This window comes from Brucella pseudintermedia (assembly GCF_008932435.1).
Classification (GTDB): domain Bacteria; phylum Pseudomonadota; class Alphaproteobacteria; order Rhizobiales; family Rhizobiaceae; genus Brucella; species Brucella pseudintermedia.
This window is the reverse complement of record NZ_WBWE01000017.1, coordinates 1-16,677: the sequence shown is the minus strand read 5'-3', so window position 1 is coordinate 16,677 and position 16,677 is coordinate 1. Positions and strand designations below refer to the sequence as shown.

Genomic DNA, 16,677 nt, shown 5'->3' with positions numbered 1-16,677 from the left:
CCACTTCCCCATCAGGCCTGCCAGGCTTGTTTGGGACACAGGCGATAGACCCGACCCAATGGAGTGTCAATGAGGGAGATGGCTTCACGTCTTCTGCGGCTGCATCCGGGGGCGATAGTCGTCAGTTCCCCAATGCAGGGCAACACCTCCCCGCTTCCTTTCGAGTTGCGGATTATAGTGCCGGTGCAGTGCAGCCAGGCCGGCCTTGAGCAGCATCTTGGCCGAACGCGCGGGCCATTGCCGCTCGCGCTCCACGGTTTCAAGACCTTTCAGGAAGCAGCAGACATCAACCAGAACACCGTTCAGTTCCGGCCCGACCGCCTCCAGCGCCCGCTCGACCCGGACGCGGCTGGCAAGCGCAATATCCGTCAGTTCAGCCATGCCGCCCGGCCCATTGGGCCTGCTCCTGACGCTTTTGTCCCAGCGCATCGTGATGGAAGGCATCAGCGATCCGCGCGTGAAGTCCGTACGCAGCCGCTCGCCTGCAAGAAATTCGTCCTCAGAAATGAAGGAAGAACCGCTCGCAGTCTTGCGCCGGTAGAGCATGGCCAGCGGCGACTCCTCCGGATTGATCTCGACCTTCTCGCTCTGCTCATACTCGACCGTGAGTGTGGCCCTCGCCGGAACGGGCAGCAGCTCTGCGCCCGCCTTCGAGCGTTTGGCAGCCCGCTGCGCGGGCACAAGACGTTCGCCCTCCCACCGCAGCAATCCCCTTTGATGCATGGCCTTCAGTTCGGCCCGGCTGGCCGCGATGGTGCCGTGGTCCGCCGCCAGCAATACATGCGTGGCGCGAACCGAATCCTGAACCTCGCAGGCCCCGCCCTTCAAAAAGCGTATGATTCTCGCTTCGGACACTGACAGTTGGGTGGTCATGCCGCCATCCTCCACTCCGCGAAAGCACTTTGCGCAATGCGCTCAAAGGTCGAGACGATTGCATCGAATTCGGTATCGTCGCGCATGTCTTCCACCAAATGGCAGGCGTGCATTACCGTGGTGCGGTCCCGGGCAAAGCCCACGGCCACATCCCGCATGGCGAGGCCGAAAGCCGTATGTGCGACATACATGCCGATCTGCCGCACGCGCGCGACCTCGCGCCTGCAACGCAAGGGAGAGCGCAACTCGGTGCCGGAAACCCCGAACATGGCTACGAGCAAATCAATCAGGGCCTCGCACAGCGCTACATTGCGCCGCTGCCGCAACCGGTCGGACGAGCCCTCCTCCATTGCGAGGCTAAGGTCGCGACCATGCCTTACTGCCAGCAGCTTCAATGCTTCGAAAGCTTCCGCCCGCGTGTGAATGACATCCGATAGTTCCAAAGACATTCATCTTCCCTCGCCAGAATAGGAATATCTTCTTATACAAAAGGAAAATGCAAGAGTGGATAAGTTTTGTAGAATGGATTGCGCTACACGGTTGATACCGACACTTCGAAGATAGGCTAAGGCCTTGTAACCATGGCATTAACGCGCGGCGAAAGAGTGCGGCTGCCGGCTATTCTACAGAAAACTTCGCAAAAATCTAGGAATATTATCCAAAACCATCTTGCAAGGCTCATGCTCGTTCACACCGAGAAATGAGGATTGTGACGATGGAAGCGGATCTCAAGCACGCCCGCAAATTATTCTTTGCCCGACAAAAAGAGAATCAAATGACTGCGGCGCAACGCCTTGCCTTGCAGATCATCGCCGGTATCGATCTGGATGAGGTTTTGAAAGCATCGCAGGAAGAAAAGGAACAGACCAAGCGGCGCCTGACGCGCCTCATGGAAAGGGAACGGCTGAAAGGAATGTGCGGTCACTGGAGTTATGACCTGAACCGGCACATCGCACTGAAACAGGCTTTCGACCGGATCGGCTGATGGAGACGAGCCTTTCGGGAAAAACGGCCACAAGCAAAATGGCCGTTATCGTTAAGCTTTCGCTTCCCGATAACGACCATTTCAACAAATGCTTACGAATAGATGCGGTAAAGCGCAGTGCGCTCGAAAGTCAGAGCGCTCAGGCTTCCTTCGGCTTGCGGCCGAGGCCCATCTTCTTCGCCAGCCGCGAACGGGCAGCAGCGTAGTTAGGAGCGACCATCGGATAGTTCGGGTCGAGATCCCACTTTTCGCGGTACTGTTCCGGCGTCATGTTGTAATGGGTCATGAGGTGACGCTTCAGCGACTTGAACTTCTTGCCGTCTTCGAGGCAGATGATGTAGTCGTCATGAACCGATTTCTTCGGATTGACGGCAGGCTTCGGCTTCTCAACAACGACAGGAGCTTCCTCGCGTTCGACGTGACGCTTGAACGCGGCATGTACTTCGGCGATCAGCAGCGGCAATTCGCCAGCGCGAATCGAATTATTGCCGACATATGCAGCTACAACATCTGCAGTAAGGCTCAGAAGCAGCTCTGCGCTCTCGTCGTGCGTGTCCAGATTTTCCATCATATTTCCTTTTTTACTTCTTATTGTTGCGCAATCGACGACTGAAGATCCCCGCCTTTCATCGCCGTTACGTATTCCAACTCTACCCCATCCATTCCCGGCTGCGAATATCAGTTGATAATGTCATTTGCAATAGAATTGTCAAACCACATTACATTAATAACAAGTCATTCTTCTTAAATCGTCAAATACAAAAATTCGGAACCCAACCGCGCCGACCTATGGAAACTTTGAATCACAATGTGCTGGCGTTGCCGCCCCTGTCATTTATTACAGGATTTGGGTGAAGCCGCAGTTCACTGCCGCGCTTCCATTAATTTGCCCAGCTATCGTTAGCAATAGTTTTCTCCCTCAAGTTTTCTTGTACGCGACCCAAGACTAATTGCCTCCCGCAGCGTAGCTTTTGGGCGCGGAATCGGGCCTCAAAATGGCATTGTTCAAATATATTTCAACGGATTGAACTCGCTTTCGCCCTTTCGGCCAACTATATAAATATCCCCATCACGCGCTGGTGGTCTGATTCCAACATTTGCATTCCCAGTTCAAGCGCTGAGCAAATGTCGGTATTCAAAAGACCACCAGGAAGTATATGTATCTAGTGGATTTTTTGAATTTGACGTTTGAAACAGCATCTATGTCAGCTGGAATTCAAACGTCAAATTCAATCTACTGGCACGGCTTCCCAGCCTTGCAGCAAATCGAAACAGTTTTCATCGGAATTGTGGATGTCTCAAAGCTCCTTGCAACTTCAACCGCCGCACGCAACCAAACATCCGGTCAGCGATACCCGTCACGGCATCACCCGCACCGACGATTATGCTTGGCTGCGCGCAGATAACTGGCAGGAGGTATTCAAGGACCCCTCGGTTCTCTCCGCCGAGATCCGCGCCCATCTGGAAGCGGAAAACGCCTATCAGGCAGCACTGATGAAGGACACGGAAGCGCTGCAAAAAAGCCTGTTTGCCGAAATGCGCGGGCGGATCAAGGAAGACGATTCATCCGTTCCTTCCAAGGATGGCCCTTATGCATATGGCGTGTCCTACCGCACCGGCGGCGAGCAGCCCTATTTCATCCGCACGCCGCGCGACGGGGGAACTGAAACCATCCTTCTCGACGGCGACGCGGAAGGCAAGGACAAAGCCTATTTCCGCCTCGCCTCCGCCGACCATGCGCCGGATCACAGGCTTTTGATCTGGGGCTATGACGACAAGGGATCGGAATTCTACAAGCTCAAGGTCCGCGACCTGTCATCGATGAAAGACCTTGAGGACATCGTCACCGATACGAATGGCGGCGGCGCGTGGGATGCGCAAAGCGAAGGCTTCTTCTATACGCGCCTCGATGAACACCATAGGCCATCCAAGGTCTTCTATCACAGGATCGGCACGGCGCAGTCGGACGACCGCCTGATCTATGAGGAGAAAGACCCGGGCTTTTTCCTTGGCGTCGGCGGTTCGGCGCTGGACGACTATATCTTCATCGATATTCACGACCACGAGACGTCGGAGTGCTGGCTGCTTCCCGCCAGCGACCCGGCGGCAAAGCCGCAGCTCGTCATGAAGCGCAAGACCGGCACGGAATATGACATCGCGCCGGGCGGCGATGTCTTCTACATCCTGACCAATGCCGATGGCGCCAAGGATTTCAAGATCTGCCAGGCGCCCGCCAGCGCTCCGCAGCCGGAAAACTGGGTGGAGGTCGTGGCGGAAAAGCCGGGACGGCTGATCCTGTCGCACTCGGCCTACAGGCATCACCTGGTCTGGCTGGAACGCGACAACGGCCTGCCGCGCATCGTGATCCGCGATCGCGAGACCGGCGAGGAACACGCCATCGCCTTCGACGAGGAAGCCTATTCGCTCGGCCTGCATGGCAGCGCCGAATATGATACGGACGTCATCCGCTTCTCCTATTCGTCCATGACGACGCCGGAACAGCTTTTCGACTACAATATGCGTACGCGCGAGCGGAAGCTGTTGAAGACGCAGGAAGTTCCGTCCGGCCACAATGTGCAGGATTACGTCACGCGCCGCGTCTTCGCGAAGGCATCGGATGGCGAACTGGTGCCGGTCTCGCTACTCTATCACAAGGACACCCGGCTCGACGGCTCTGCGCCGTGCCTGCTTTATGGCTACGGCTCCTATGGCATCACCATTCCGGCAAGCTTCAGCACCTCGCGGCTGTCGCTCGTGGATCGCGGCTTCGTCTATGCCATCGCCCATATTCGCGGCGGCAAGGACAAGGGTTTTGCCTGGTATGAAAACGGCAAGCGCGACAAGAAGGTGAACACCTTCACCGATTTCATCGCCGCCGCACGGCACCTCGTTGCCGAAGGTTTCACCAGCCATGACCGCATCGTCGCCCATGGCGGATCGGCAGGCGGCATGCTGATGGGCGCGATTGCCAATATGGCGCCCGACACCTTCGGCGGCATCATCGCCGAAGTGCCCTTCGTCGACGTGCTCAACACGATGCTGGACGACACATTGCCGCTCACCCCGCCGGAATGGCCGGAATGGGGCAACCCGATCACATCGGAAACGCATTACCGGATCATCGCCGGCTATTCGCCCTACGATAATGTCAGCCGTCAGGCCTATCCCGCCATTCTGGCGGTGGCGGGGCTTACCGATCCGCGCGTGACTTATTGGGAACCCGCCAAATGGGTCGCCCGGCTGCGTGAACTGAAGACCGATGACCACCCGGTCCTGTTCCGCATCAATATGGATGCAGGCCATGCCGGGGCCTCGGGTCGGTTCTCGCGGCTGGAAGAAGTCGCCTACACCTACGCTTTCGCGCTCAAGGTGACAGGCAAGGCGGGCGGCACGCTCTAGGAGCCTCATCCACGACCGCCCTGTTCCGGCTACCGCCAGATAGCATCGCGTCCAGTCTTCAAGGGCGCGATGCCTTCCTCTTACGCATGCCTTTTGCGGAACCGGTTCCCGCTTTCGGGAGGCATGCTCTGGAAGAACGCGCTATTTCCCTTATACTATTGTTCTGTAACTATTCTTTTGAAGGAGAGTTCGATGCTGCGTCAGGTCATTGCTGTCTGCCTCACTTCCGCATCGCTTGCGGTTTCCGGCCTTGTTGCGCTGCCCATGTCGGCTGAGGCTCAGGTGCGCAAGGATGTCGGCGAATTTGCCGGCCAGCGCTGCAGCGTGCCGAGAAGAGGCAGCGGCATCATCGTCGGCCAGTTCAGCGGCGTGGACGATTCACCCTTCATCACCGGCGGCGACGGGCTGGTTCCGATCGACCGTATCCGCTGCTTCAGCAGCATGTCCGAATGCAAGGGCTGGCTCTATACGATGCAGAGCAAATACACCAATGCCGGAGCCGCCACGCTGGTGCGCTGCACGAAACGCTGAACCCGGCCTTAAAAATCTGCGGTTTTCATGAAGCGCTGCGGATGGCATCCTCTCACCACTTGATGCATCGCCTTCGGGCGTCATCTTCGGTTTGGGAGGATCGGAAATGCAGCAGGCCAGCTCTGTTCCCAGTTATGTGCATGGCGCGAGCGACAAGCTTCTCATCGGCAATACGATCGGCCGGTATCTGGACCAGATCGCGGAAAAATATCCTGACCGTCCCGCAGTCGTCGTCCGCCACCAGAATATCCGGCTGACCTATTCCGAACTCAGGCAGCGGACCGATGAGCTTGCCGAAGGCTTCCTCGCCATAGGGCTGCGCCCCGGCGAGCGTCTCGGCATCTGGTCGCCTAACAATCTCGAATGGATTCTCACCCAGTTCGCGAGCGCCAAGGCGGGCCTGATCCTCGTCAACATCAACCCCGCCTACCGGGCGCATGAACTGGAATATGTGCTGGGGAAAGTCGAATGCGCGGCGCTCATCCTCGCGCCGTCGCTGAAGACCAGCAACTATATCGATATCCTGCGCAGCATCGTGCCCGAACTCGATGAGGCCCGGCCCGGGCATCTGATGTCCGGGCGGCTTCCCTCGCTGCGCTGCGTGATCCGGCTTGGTGCGGAACAGACGCCGGGCATGTTGAATTTCGACGATGTGGCCGAATCCGGCGATGAAGTCACCAGGCAGGAACTGGCGCAGCTTGCCGACGAACTGCAATTCGACGATCCCATCAATATCCAGTTCACCAGCGGCACGACCGGCAGCCCGAAGGGCGCGACGCTCTCGCATCACAATATCCTCAACAACGGCTTTTTCGTTGGGGAGGCGATGCAACTTTCCGAACAGGACCGGCTCTGCATCCCGGTGCCGTTCTACCATTGCTTCGGCATGGTGCTCGGCAATCTTGCCTGCGTCACTCACGGCTCCTGCATGGTAATCCCGAATGACAGTTTCGACCCTTTCCTGACGCTGCAGACCGTCGAGGAGGAGCAATGCACCGGCCTGCATGGCGTGCCGACCATGTTCATCGCGATGCTGGATCATCCGGACTTCAGCCGCTTCGACCGTTCGAGACTGCGCACCGGCATCATGGCCGGGTCGCCCTGCCCCATCGAAGTCATGCGGCGTGTCGTGAGCGAGATGCATCAAGGCGAAATCACCATCGCCTACGGCATGACCGAGACGAGCCCGGTCAGTTTCCAGAGTTCGACGTCCGATCCGCTGGATCGGCGCGTTTCCACGGTCGGGCGCATTCACCCGCATCTGGAGGTGAAGATCGTGGATGCGGATGGCAAGGTCGTGCCGCGCGGCGAAAAGGGCGAATTGCTGACGCGCGGCTACAGCGTCATGCGCGGCTACTGGAACGACGCGGAAAGTTCAGCCGGCGCCATTGACGATGCGGGCTGGATGCACACGGGAGACCTCGCGACCATAGACGAGGAAGGTTATTGCAACATCGTTGGGCGCATAAAGGACCTCATCATTCGCGGCGGCGAGAATATCTACCCGCGTGAGATCGAAGAGTTCCTGTTTGCCCATCCGGCGATCAGCGACGTCCAGATATTCGGCATTCCGGACCGGAAGTTCGGCGAAATCATCTGCGCCTGGGTCAAGCTGCACAAGGACGCACAACTGTCCGAAGAGGACCTCAGCGAATATTGCCGGCGGCGGATCGCGCATTACAAGGTTCCGGCGCATATCCGCTTCGTGGATCAGTTTCCGATGACCGTGACCGGCAAAATCCAGAAATTCGTCATGCGACAGGCCATGATAGAAGAACTGGAACTGCAGGAAATCAGAACGGCGTAATTATGCCGTCGTGTCCGGAGTCATATTCTCCAGGAGCGGGATGTTTGTAAGTTGTCCCGCCGTCCCGCTCCCAGGTTTTGTCTGAATATGATCATGTCCGAAGCCGCTCCCACTTTTTCGGAACCATGTTCTAATATTTTCGCTCCCGCCGGCTTGCAAAGCGAAACCGAGAATGCATATTACGTAAACGTAAGATTTTTGGGAGAGTTTCCATGGAAGAACTGATCGCACGCATCACCTCCAAAGTTGGCATCGATGCGGCAACGGCAGAAAAGGCAGTCGGCATGATCCTCGCCTTCCTGCAGAAGGAAGGTCCGGAGGCAGAAGTCCAGAAGCTTCTCGCAGCATTTCCGGGCGCTGAAGAAGCGATTTCGCAGGTCAAGGGCGGCGGCTTCCTGTCCGGTCTGATGGGCGGCGTGATGGGTCTGGGCTCGCAGCTCATGGGCGCTGGCCTCGGCATGGGCGAGATTTCCGGCGTCGCCAAGGAGACCATCCGCTTTGCCAAGGAAAAGGCCGGCGACGAACCCGTCGATGCCGTTATCGGCGCGATCCCGGGCCTCGGCCAGTTCGTCTGACCAACCTTGCATTTTTCGATAAAGGCCCCGGTTTCCGGGGCCTTTTTGCATCATTACTCCCGGCAGAACCATCCTTCGCCGCAGGTCCCACAATCTCCACACGTCAATACAAAACAATAGTAATTAAGTCATGTTTTTCACGATAACGTGAAGTCCATGTAATAATCCCACTAAATTCTGGATGATACTTGCCGCATTGGAGATTTAACCGGTGCGATGATTGCAATGTCCCAGATTGTATCGGATATTTGAACCAAGGGACGAAATCTGTTCAATTTTTAAACGCGGAGGATCGCATGCGTTTGTTTTTCCTGACTGTCAGTTCTGCTGCTGTATTGGTCGCCGGTGTAGCACAGGCTGACGTCACAGCCGATCGTCAGGCAATCATGAAGGACCTTGGCCGTTCTGTCGGCTCGATTGCTCCCATGGTCAAGGGCGAGAAGCCTTTCGACGCCGCCGCCGCACTTGCCGCGCTGGAAAAGATCGACGCCGACGCCAAGAAAATGGACGTGGACACGCTTTTCCCTGCGGGTTCGGATCAGGGCGACACGGAAGCCTCGCCAAAAATCTGGGAAAACAAGGACGATTTCGTCAAGCACGTTGAAAAATTCCGCACCGACGCCGCGGCTGCATTGGCTGCCAAGCCGCAGGATCTGGATGCGCTGAAGTCCGCCTTCCAGCAGGTTGCAGCCAATTGCGGTTCCTGCCATCAGGTCTATCGCGTCAAGAAGAACTGATCTTCACGGTTGACACCGCGCGCACCGGACGGAAACATTCGGTGCGCAAAAGCATTTCCAGCAGAGCGCGGTGCTGCTCCGGCGCCTTCGCGCATTGAGGCTGGCGTGCTGAATGACAGCCATAAGAACGGTCCGCAATCGTCGGAACCGCCAGACGGGAACGGATGAAATGGTCCGAAAACTGGCATATGTCGCAGGCGCCGTGGTCGTCCTTGGAGCTGCAGCTTTCTGGATTCTGACCACGCCGCAGAAGGTGAGCCAAACCGTTCTGGATGCGATGGAACCGGGCGATCCGGTCAAGGGCGAACAGGTTTTCTGGGCGGGCGGCTGCGCCTCCTGCCACGCGGCCCCCGGTGCAACCGGCGATGCGCGCAAGGTTCTGGCGGGCGGGCACGAACTGGTTTCGGATTTCGGGACGTTCATCGCGCCCAATATCTCCCCGTCCGAGCAGGGGATCGGCACCTGGACGATCCATGATTTCGCCAATGCGATGCTGAAAGGCGTCGGCAAGCAGAACGAACATCTTTATCCGTCCTTCCCCTACACATCCTATACCAGAATGCAGCCGCAGGACGTGGCCGATCTCTTCGCCTTCATGAAAACGCTGCCGCCGTCCGACAATGCAACGGCGCCGCACAGGCTTTCTTTCCCGTTCAATATCCGGCGCGGGCTGGGCCTCTGGAAACAGCTGTACCTGTCAGACCAGCCCGTGGTGGAAATCGCAAATGCCTCCGATCAGGTGAAGCGCGGCCAGTATCTGACCGAGGCCCTTGGCCATTGTGGTGAATGCCACACGCCGCGCAATGTCATCGGAGGGCTGGACAAGGGCCAGTGGCTCGCAGGGGCATTATCGCCCGAGACCGGCAGCGACGGGAAAAGAGGCGTTGTGCCGAACATCACGCCGGGCGAAGCAGGCATTGGCGGCTGGAGCGAGAAAGACATCGCCTATGCGCTGCAGAGCGGCTTCACCCCGGATTTCGATTCGCTCGGCGGATCGATGACCGATGTGGTTGCGAACATGGCCCATCTCGCCGAGGCGGATCGCAATGCCATTGCCGCCTATCTGAAAGCCATTCCGGCGCATCCGAACGGCTATCCGGCCCGCTGAGGTCCAATTGCAAGCTGCGCCCGTCAGTTCGTTCAGGGCTTTTCCTTGTCGTGACGACAAGCGGTGTTTATATGCTTGAGTTCGTTTCGATCTGATTGAATCAGATCGAAACGAACTCTAAACTCTTTTATTGAAAGCATAATCTTATCGATCCTCGTTTCACTCCGATCGGATTATGCTCTAAAGTGAGTTGAACAGAGGGAGCAAGCCGCCTGATGATTGCCGAAGACGCTATTTTTCTTGGCGCGAGCCGCAAGCCAGACGACTCTTACCAGCAGCCGGAATATCTAGCGCTGAAATACGGCAACCGTCACGGCCTCGTCACCGGCGCTACCGGCACCGGCAAAACGGTCACGCTGCAGGTTCTGGCCGAGAGCTTTTCGGCGGCGGGCGTCCCCGTTTTCTGCGCCGACATCAAGGGCGACCTTTCTGGCATCGGCGCGGTCGGCGTTCAAAATGACGGGCTCCTCAAGCGTGCGGCGGAGATCAAGCTTGCCCCGTATGAAATGCGCGCAGCCCCTGTAATCTTCTGGGATATTTTCGGCGAACAGGGTCATCCTGTCCGCGCAACCATTTCCGAAATGGGACCGCTGCTGCTGTCTCGCCTGATGAACCTGACCGACGCGCAGGAAGGCGTGCTGAACATCGCTTTCCGTCTGGCGGACGAAGAAGGCCTGTTGCTTCTGGACCTCAAGGACCTGCAGGCGATCCTTGCAGAGATGGCGGAGCGCTCGGCAGAGCTTTCCGGAAAGTACGGCAATGTGAACAAGACCTCGGTCGGCGCGATCCAGCGTTCGCTTCTGGTTCTCGACCAGCAGGGCGGTTCGAAATTCTTCGGGGAACCGGCGCTCAAGATTTCGGACCTGATGCGCACCACCACCGACGGGCGTGGCGTGGTGAGCGTGCTCGCCGCCGACAAGCTGATGATGAGCCCGCGGCTTTATTCCACCTTCCTGCTCTGGCTGATGTCGGAACTGTTCGAGGAGTTGCCCGAAATCGGCGATCCCGACAAGCCGAGGCTGGTCTTCTTCTTCGATGAAGCCCACCTTCTGTTCGACGAAGCGCCCAAGGCGCTGATCGATCGCGTGGAGCAGGTTGTGCGCCTGATCCGTTCCAAGGGCGTCGGCGTCTATTTCGTGACGCAGAACCCGCTCGACGTGCCGGAGACGGTCCTGGCGCAGCTTGGTAATCGCGTGCAGCACGCGCTTCGCGCCTATACGCCGCGCGAGACCAATGCCGTGAAGACCGCAGCCGACACGTTCCGCCCGAACCCGGATTTCAACACGTTTCAGGCGATCACCAATCTTGCCACGGGTGAAGCGCTGGTTTCCACCTTGCAGGAAAAAGGCGTGCCTTCCATCGTGCAGCGCACGCTCATCCGCCCGCCCTCTTCACGCATCGGGCCGCTGACGCCGGAAGAACGCGCGAAGATCATCGCGGCAAGCCCGGTCGCCGGACAGTACGATCAGGCCGTGGACCGCGATTCCGCTTTCGAAATGCTGGCCCGCAAGGCGCAGAATGCAGCGGCGGCCCAGCAAAAGACCAAGGAAGAGGAAGAAGGCGGCGGCGGCATCTTTGGTGAGCTCGCCGGTACGGTGCTCGGCACCGGTCGCCGCTCCGGCCGCCAGACGGTGGCGGAAGCAGCCATGAAATCCGTCGTCCGCTCGGTCGGCAATTCGCTCGGGCGTGCGCTCGTGCGCGGGATCCTGGGCAGCTTCAAGAGGTAATTTAAGGCAGCAAGGCAGCAAGGCAGCAAGGCAGCAAGGCAGCAAGGCAGCAAGGCAGCAAGGCAGCAAGGCAGCAAGGCAGCAAGGCAGCAAGTGAAATAGGGCAGAAGGTTTCAGTCAAGCAAACATATTGCCCTACTGCCGTACTGCCCTATTCCCCTAACCTTACATCACCAGAATTGGTGCCTTTGCCGGAACACGATCATAGAGATCGATGATGTCCTGGTTCAGGAAGCGGACGCAGCCCGAAGAGACTGCCTTGCCGATTGACCACCATTCCGGGTTGCCGTGCAGGCGGTACAGCGTGTCCTTGCCGTCCTGGAAAATATAGAGCGCGCGGGCGCCAAGCGGGTTCTTGAGGCCCGGAGCCATGCCGCCATTCTTGGCGCTGTACTGCACCAGTTCCGGCTGGCGGGCGACCATTTCATCCGGCGGAGTCCAGCGCGGCCACTGGCGCTTGTACTGGATCACGGCGCGGCCCGACCATGCAAAGCCTTCGCGGCCAATCCCGACGCCGTAGCGCATTGCCTGGCCGTTTTCGAGGACCAGATAGCAGAAGCGGTTGGCCGTATCGATGACGATCGTACCCGGCAGTTCGCCGGTCGGATCCTGCACCACCTGGCGCAGGAAGCGCTTGTCCATCTTCTGGATCGGGATTGCCGGAAGCATGAAGCCGCCATCTTCAACGGCGGCGTACATCTGCGCCCAGCCGCCATAGGATGAATCGACATTGGCCTGCGGGGTGCGGTTAATCGGGTTGCCCGACTGATCCACATCGATAATTGGAACATTCTGCCCCAACTGAGCGCAACCGGCCAGGCCGGCGGCCGCTGTTGCTGTCATTGCCGTCAGAAAGGAACGGCGGGTAAGGGTCGTTTGCATATGAAAACCAGTTTAGTGACGGGAGGAGTTACAGATACACATTCAGGGTTAACGAATTGCGACCCGACCAAATTGTGGCAGATACGCAGTGGGCGGTGAAAACGGCCTGAAACGGCTGTTTCCGGTGTTTGGTTGCACGGAAAACGCCCGAAAATTGTGGCGTACACCCGTTCTTAATGCGGCCTAATCGTGGCGAAGGCCCACCAGCGTGGCTCGTGTTGCAGCCGCGACACAATTTTGGGTGCAGCGGCCAGCTTTCCGCAAATCCGGCAAGTTCAAATTTTAGTGAGCACTCAATCGAGCAGTTGAAGGCTTGGCAAAATGAGCGCCGGAGCGAACTCCTTATATTCGTCGGGCTGGTTGGAACGGTTGATCCACACCCCGCGCATGCCGAACCGCACCGCGCCCGCCACGTCCCAGCGGTTCGAAGACTGGAACGAGATCGCCGACGGATAGAGCCGCCAGTGGAGGGTGATGAGTTCATAGACTGCCGGCGCGGTCTTGTACTTCCTGACTTCATCGACCGAAACCACGTCGTCGAGCAGAACATCGAGCGCAGCCGAACGGACAGCGGATTCCAGCATTGCGGGCGATCCGTTGGAGAGAATGGCGAGCCTTGCGCCCTTCTCTTTCAGGCCTTTGAGGGCCGCGGGCACTTCCGGATAGCAATCAAGCTTCCAATAGGCATCGAGCAGGTCATTGCGCAGCCCGGGATCGACGGAAGGGTAGCGCGCAAATGCGAAATCAAGCGAATCCTCGGTGAGTTTCCAGAAATCGCTATAGGCGCCCATCAGGCTCAGCACCCAGGAATATTCGAGCTGCTTTGCGCGCCACAGTTCGGAAAATGCCCGTCCGTCCGGCCCGGCCTTCTCCGCATGCCGCCGCACCGCCGAATGGACATCGAACAATGTGCCATAAGCGTCGAAGACATAACTATTGAATGAATTTACACTATTTTCGCGCATAATGTTTCTCAGCATTTAGGAGCGCATATTATGCAACAATCTCAACGCCTTGCCTACTCTTACATTCGCATGAGTACGGAAAAACAAAACAAAGGCGATAGTCTACGAAGACAGTTAGTTTGGAGCGAAAGTTTCTCCCAGCGGCATAATTTGGCTCTTCAAGACGTTACAGCGTTCGCAGATATCGGCGTTAGCGCGTGGAAAGGATTGAACCGAAGCAAAGGTAAACTCGGCGCGTTCATCGACTTAGTGAACAACGGTAACATCCCATCAAACAGTTACTTGTTGGTTGAAAACCTTGATCGCTTATCGCGTATGACGCCGCTAGAAGCGCTCGACTTGTTCAAGGAAATTCTCAAGACCGGCATAACTGTTGTCGCGAAAAGCGAATACGGCGACGAAGAAATCTACACGTGGAAAAGCCTCAATGCTGATGCGAATCAGTTGATGAGTACCATCACGACGATGCTGCGCGCTAACAGGGAAAGCGAACGCAAAAGCCAAATCATCAAAGACGCATTTGCTCGAAAGCGGGAGTTAAGCCGTCAAGGTGTGAAAACTAATCAAGTACCGCCAACGTGGATCACTGCAAAAAAAATCGGGCGTGGCATATTTGAATATGAGTTGAACGAGAAAGCCGAGATAGTTCGCGAGATATTTGAAATGAGCGCGAATGGCATTGGTTTTCACATCATTGCGAGGGAAATGAATCAACGCGGTGTTCCAACGTTGAAGCCGGGTAAAAAGGGCTGGTGGTATAGCGGCGTTGCATTCATTGTACGTAATCGTTCGGCAATTGGTGAATATCAAGCATATGAGCAAGTTGACGGTGAACGCATACCGCGTGGTGATCCGATCCCCGATTATTATCCGTAAGCGGGTAGGCTACCCCACGTATCTTTCGTCGGTGTGATGGGCGATTTTCTGCATGAATCATGCGGAGAATCCTATGAGCGACACTGTGAATCAGCCCCGGACATTCGAGGTTTTGACGGCGGAACCCGTGCGAAGCCGACGGCGGCCGCGTGACTGGTCGGATGACGAGAAGGCGCGTATTGTGGCTGCGTCGTTGCAGCCCGGGGCCAACGTCTCGGCGGTTGCACGGTCTGAAGGACTGGATCCTTCGCAGCTTTATGGATGGCGTCGTAAGGCGCTTGCATCTGGTGTTGTTTCACCGGTAACAGCGGGACCGGCCAGTCCGGCCAGGTTTGCACGGGTTGAAACGACGAGTAGCGCTTCGATCGATATTGTTGTCGCCGACATGGTAGTTCGCGTCGGTTCAGCCTTCGATCCGGATCACCTGGTGAAGGTTCTGAGGGCGGCTCGCAAGGCATGATTTCCAGCGGTGTGGTGGTTTATGTGTCCTGCCAGCCCGTCGACTTCCGCAAGGGAGCCGCTTCCCTGATGGCAGTTGTCCGTGATGGCGGTCTCGACCCGTTCAATGGAGCGCTTTATGTCTTCCGGTCAAAACGTGCCGACCGGGTCCGGATTGTGTGGTGGGATGGAAGTGGCGTTTGCCTTTATTCGAAAACGCTTGAGGACCGTGGCTTTTGCTGGCCGGGCCTGTCAGTTGCGAGGATACGTCTGGACCATTCCCAGCTCATGGCTTTGTTGGCCGGAATGGACTGGAAAAAGATCCGCCCGAACAGGACAAGACGCCCTTTGCTGACAGGATGACAACGCCTGCGGCAAGATGATTCATGATGCTGTAATGGTTGGGACAACGGCCGCTTTTATGCTCTACTCAGCCTCATGGATTTACCGCTTCACGATCTGCCGGATGACGTTGACGCACTGAAAGCTATGGTGCTCGCAATGGCACGTGAACAGGCTGAAAAGGAAGCCCGGTTGAAGGCTGCTGAAGCTGAGATTGCCCGGCTGGAGGCAGTGGAGAAGAGCGCCAACGAACGGATTACCAACCTGATATCCATCATGAAGGTATTGCAGCGCACCCAGCACGGCCGGCGCTCTGAACGATTACGCCTTGGTGTTAGCGATGAACAGGTATCGTTTGCTTTCGAGGAAGTGGAAACCGGTCTCTCGGCGATCCAGAGCGAACTTAACGATGTGGCCAGGGGCAAGCCGAAACGGGCATCACGTCCGCGCAAGGGTTTTGCGGCTCATCTCGAACGCATTGAGGAAGTCATCGAACCGGAGATTCCAGCTGGTTGCGAGGGGCTGGAAAAGGTCCTGATCGGCGAGGATCGCTCGGAACGCCTGGACGTCGTGCCCCCGAAGTTCCGGGTTATCGTGACACGTCGCCCCAAATATGCATTCCGAAACCATGATGGTGTGGTTCAGGCGCTCGCGCCTGCACATATTATCGAGAGTGGTCTGCCGACAGAGCGCCTGCTCGCCTATATCGCCGTTTCCAAGTACGCCGATGGCCTTCCACTTTACCGTCAGGAAGCAATCTATTTGCGAGATGGCGTCGAGATCAGCCGGAGTTTGATGGCGCAATGGATGGGGCATCTGGGCTTCGAGCTTCAGATATGCGCTGATTATATCCTGGAACGGGTCAAGGAAGGTGAAGGGGTCTTCGCCGATGAGACGACCTTGCCCACTCTGGCTCCGGGTTCGGGAAAAGCCACCAAGGCATGGCTTTGGGAGAGGTGGTTCGGTTTGTCTGAACAGTTTCGGGCGTTTCGTTAAGTGGATTTCCGCCGCGATTATGCCGCCACCATCATTGGTGTCAGCGCGTTGAAGTAGACCTGATCCGGCGTCTGCCGGTCAAGGGATGAATGTGGGCGTCGGCTATTGTAAAAGGTCAGATATCGACCGATGCCGACGCGGGCCTCAGACACGGTCTTGTAGGCGTGGAGATAAACCTCCTCATATTTGATCGACCGCCAGAGCCGCTCGACGAAGACATTGTCCCGCCACGCGCCCTTGCCATCCATCGAGATGGCGACTTCCGCCTTCTTCAGCACGGTGGTGAAGTCAATGGACGTGAACTGCGATCCCTGGACGCCCTTCTGTTTGTCAAGCGACGATCCTGGTTTGATTGATCTGCTTCTGGCGACGCATGATGATGCCGAAGACTTCCCGAGCGATGTAACGTTTCAATGCCCGGATTGCATCGAGCTTG

At 57.3% G+C, this 16,677-nt stretch carries 16 protein-coding genes and 2 pseudogenes; 12 read left to right on the top strand and 6 right to left on the bottom strand.

Features of this window, described 5'->3' with window-relative positions; translation table 11 throughout:
- Positions 1-84: 84 nt before the first annotated feature.
- Complete coding sequence (locus F9K78_RS19580) at positions 85-873, bottom strand: DUF6456 domain-containing protein (protein WP_151682607.1); 789 nt, start codon at positions 871-873, stop codon at positions 85-87.
- Positions 870-1,316, bottom strand: a complete 447-nt coding sequence (locus F9K78_RS19575; protein WP_151682626.1) for a helix-turn-helix domain-containing protein — start codon at positions 1,314-1,316, stop codon at positions 870-872. Before F9K78_RS19575 ends, F9K78_RS19580 begins: the two co-directional genes overlap by 4 nt.
- 272 nt (positions 1,317-1,588) lie before the next feature.
- On the opposite strand from F9K78_RS19575, the gene F9K78_RS19570 reads away from it, so the two are divergent.
- Positions 1,589-1,858, top strand: coding sequence for a cytoplasmic protein (locus F9K78_RS19570; protein WP_121983085.1), 270 nt, complete (start codon positions 1,589-1,591; stop codon positions 1,856-1,858).
- Positions 1,859-1,997: 139 nt separating this feature from the next.
- Here F9K78_RS19570 and F9K78_RS19565 read toward each other — a convergent pair whose 3' ends face one another.
- Positions 1,998-2,426, bottom strand: coding sequence for a Ros/MucR family transcriptional regulator (locus tag F9K78_RS19565; RefSeq protein ID WP_006466324.1), 429 nt, complete (start codon positions 2,424-2,426; stop codon positions 1,998-2,000).
- 725 nt (positions 2,427-3,151) lie between these two features.
- Here F9K78_RS19565 and F9K78_RS19560 point away from each other — a divergent pair.
- The 7 genes from F9K78_RS19560 to F9K78_RS19530 all read left to right on the top strand — a co-directional run bounded on the left by F9K78_RS19560 (position 3,152) and on the right by F9K78_RS19530 (position 11,742).
- Positions 3,152-5,257: a S9 family peptidase gene (locus F9K78_RS19560; protein ID WP_151682606.1), complete on the top strand. Its 2,106-nt coding sequence runs from the start codon at positions 3,152-3,154 to the stop codon at positions 5,255-5,257.
- A gap of 192 nt (positions 5,258-5,449) precedes the next feature.
- On the top strand, positions 5,450-5,788 hold the full coding sequence (locus tag F9K78_RS19555; protein WP_021587922.1) for a hypothetical protein: 339 nt from the start codon (positions 5,450-5,452) through the stop codon (positions 5,786-5,788).
- A 106-nt stretch (positions 5,789-5,894) separates the two neighbouring features.
- On the top strand, positions 5,895-7,595 hold the full coding sequence (locus tag F9K78_RS19550) for an AMP-binding protein (RefSeq protein ID WP_151682605.1): 1,701 nt from the start codon (positions 5,895-5,897) through the stop codon (positions 7,593-7,595).
- A 212-nt stretch (positions 7,596-7,807) separates the two neighbouring features.
- Entirely contained in the window at positions 7,808-8,170 is a 363-nt protein-coding gene (locus tag F9K78_RS19545) for a DUF2267 domain-containing protein (protein WP_006466320.1), read from the top strand.
- A gap of 296 nt (positions 8,171-8,466) precedes the next feature.
- Complete coding sequence (locus tag F9K78_RS19540) at positions 8,467-8,907, top strand: c-type cytochrome (RefSeq protein WP_021587924.1); 441 nt, start codon at positions 8,467-8,469, stop codon at positions 8,905-8,907.
- Between the two features lie 169 nt (positions 8,908-9,076).
- Positions 9,077-10,015 (top strand): cytochrome c, encoded by a 939-nt coding sequence (locus F9K78_RS19535; protein ID WP_039852408.1) that lies wholly within the window; start codon positions 9,077-9,079, stop codon positions 10,013-10,015.
- Positions 10,016-10,230: 215 nt separating this feature from the next.
- Positions 10,231-11,742, top strand: coding sequence for a helicase HerA-like C-terminal domain-containing protein (locus F9K78_RS19530; protein WP_151682604.1), 1,512 nt, complete (start codon positions 10,231-10,233; stop codon positions 11,740-11,742).
- 165 nt (positions 11,743-11,907) lie between these two features.
- Here the strand turns inward: F9K78_RS19530 and F9K78_RS19525 are convergent, their stop codons facing one another.
- Together F9K78_RS19525 and F9K78_RS19520 are read right to left on the bottom strand one after the other, a co-directional pair.
- Positions 11,908-12,624 carry a L,D-transpeptidase gene (locus F9K78_RS19525; RefSeq protein WP_006466316.1) on the bottom strand — a complete coding sequence of 239 codons (717 nt, stop codon included), beginning with the start codon at positions 12,622-12,624 and terminating at the stop codon, positions 11,908-11,910.
- A gap of 293 nt (positions 12,625-12,917) precedes the next feature.
- Positions 12,918-13,589 (bottom strand): haloacid dehalogenase type II, encoded by a 672-nt coding sequence (locus F9K78_RS19520; protein WP_151682603.1) that lies wholly within the window; start codon positions 13,587-13,589, stop codon positions 12,918-12,920.
- A 30-nt stretch (positions 13,590-13,619) separates the two neighbouring features.
- Here F9K78_RS19520 and F9K78_RS19515 point away from each other — a divergent pair, with 30 nt between their 5' ends.
- The 4 genes and pseudogenes from F9K78_RS19515 to F9K78_RS19500 all read left to right on the top strand — a co-directional run.
- Entirely contained in the window at positions 13,620-14,465 is an 846-nt protein-coding gene (locus F9K78_RS19515; protein ID WP_151682602.1) for a recombinase family protein, read from the top strand.
- A 73-nt stretch (positions 14,466-14,538) separates the two neighbouring features.
- Complete coding sequence (locus F9K78_RS19510) at positions 14,539-14,925, top strand: transposase (RefSeq protein ID WP_121539538.1); 387 nt, start codon at positions 14,539-14,541, stop codon at positions 14,923-14,925.
- On the top strand, positions 14,922-15,266 hold the full coding sequence (tnpB, locus tag F9K78_RS19505; protein ID WP_100649048.1) for an IS66 family insertion sequence element accessory protein TnpB: 345 nt from the start codon (positions 14,922-14,924) through the stop codon (positions 15,264-15,266). The genes F9K78_RS19510 and tnpB overlap by 4 nt, the downstream gene beginning before the upstream one ends.
- Before the next feature lie 75 nt (positions 15,267-15,341).
- A pseudogene (locus F9K78_RS19500) lies at positions 15,342-16,196 on the top strand (IS66 family transposase); the annotation flags it as partial.
- A 62-nt stretch (positions 16,197-16,258) separates the two neighbouring features.
- Here F9K78_RS19500 and F9K78_RS19490 read toward each other — a convergent pair.
- Positions 16,259-16,555 (bottom strand): annotated as a pseudogene (locus tag F9K78_RS19490) (transposase); the annotation flags it as partial.
- Positions 16,556-16,677: the final 122 nt, after the last annotated feature.

Coding starts and splice junctions, on each gene's coding strand:
- F9K78_RS19580 (WP_151682607.1), bottom strand. CDS start 873: ATGACCACCCAACTGTCAGTGTCCGAAGCGAGAATCATACGCTTTTTG.
- F9K78_RS19570 (WP_121983085.1), top strand. CDS start 1,589: ATGGAAGCGGATCTCAAGCACGCCCGCAAATTATTCTTTGCCCGACAA.
- F9K78_RS19565 (WP_006466324.1), bottom strand. CDS start 2,426: ATGGAAAATCTGGACACGCACGACGAGAGCGCAGAGCTGCTTCTGAGC.
- F9K78_RS19560 (WP_151682606.1), top strand. CDS start 3,152: ATGTCTCAAAGCTCCTTGCAACTTCAACCGCCGCACGCAACCAAACAT.
- F9K78_RS19555 (WP_021587922.1), top strand. CDS start 5,450: ATGCTGCGTCAGGTCATTGCTGTCTGCCTCACTTCCGCATCGCTTGCG.
- F9K78_RS19550 (WP_151682605.1), top strand. CDS start 5,895: ATGCAGCAGGCCAGCTCTGTTCCCAGTTATGTGCATGGCGCGAGCGAC.
- F9K78_RS19545 (WP_006466320.1), top strand. CDS start 7,808: ATGGAAGAACTGATCGCACGCATCACCTCCAAAGTTGGCATCGATGCG.
- F9K78_RS19540 (WP_021587924.1), top strand. CDS start 8,467: ATGCGTTTGTTTTTCCTGACTGTCAGTTCTGCTGCTGTATTGGTCGCC.
- F9K78_RS19535 (WP_039852408.1), top strand. CDS start 9,077: ATGGTCCGAAAACTGGCATATGTCGCAGGCGCCGTGGTCGTCCTTGGA.
- F9K78_RS19530 (WP_151682604.1), top strand. CDS start 10,231: ATGATTGCCGAAGACGCTATTTTTCTTGGCGCGAGCCGCAAGCCAGAC.
- F9K78_RS19525 (WP_006466316.1), bottom strand. CDS start 12,624: ATGCAAACGACCCTTACCCGCCGTTCCTTTCTGACGGCAATGACAGCA.
- F9K78_RS19520 (WP_151682603.1), bottom strand. CDS start 13,589: ATGCGCGAAAATAGTGTAAATTCATTCAATAGTTATGTCTTCGACGCT.
- F9K78_RS19515 (WP_151682602.1), top strand. CDS start 13,620: ATGCAACAATCTCAACGCCTTGCCTACTCTTACATTCGCATGAGTACG.
- F9K78_RS19510 (WP_121539538.1), top strand. CDS start 14,539: ATGAGCGACACTGTGAATCAGCCCCGGACATTCGAGGTTTTGACGGCG.
- tnpB (WP_100649048.1), top strand. CDS start 14,922: ATGATTTCCAGCGGTGTGGTGGTTTATGTGTCCTGCCAGCCCGTCGAC.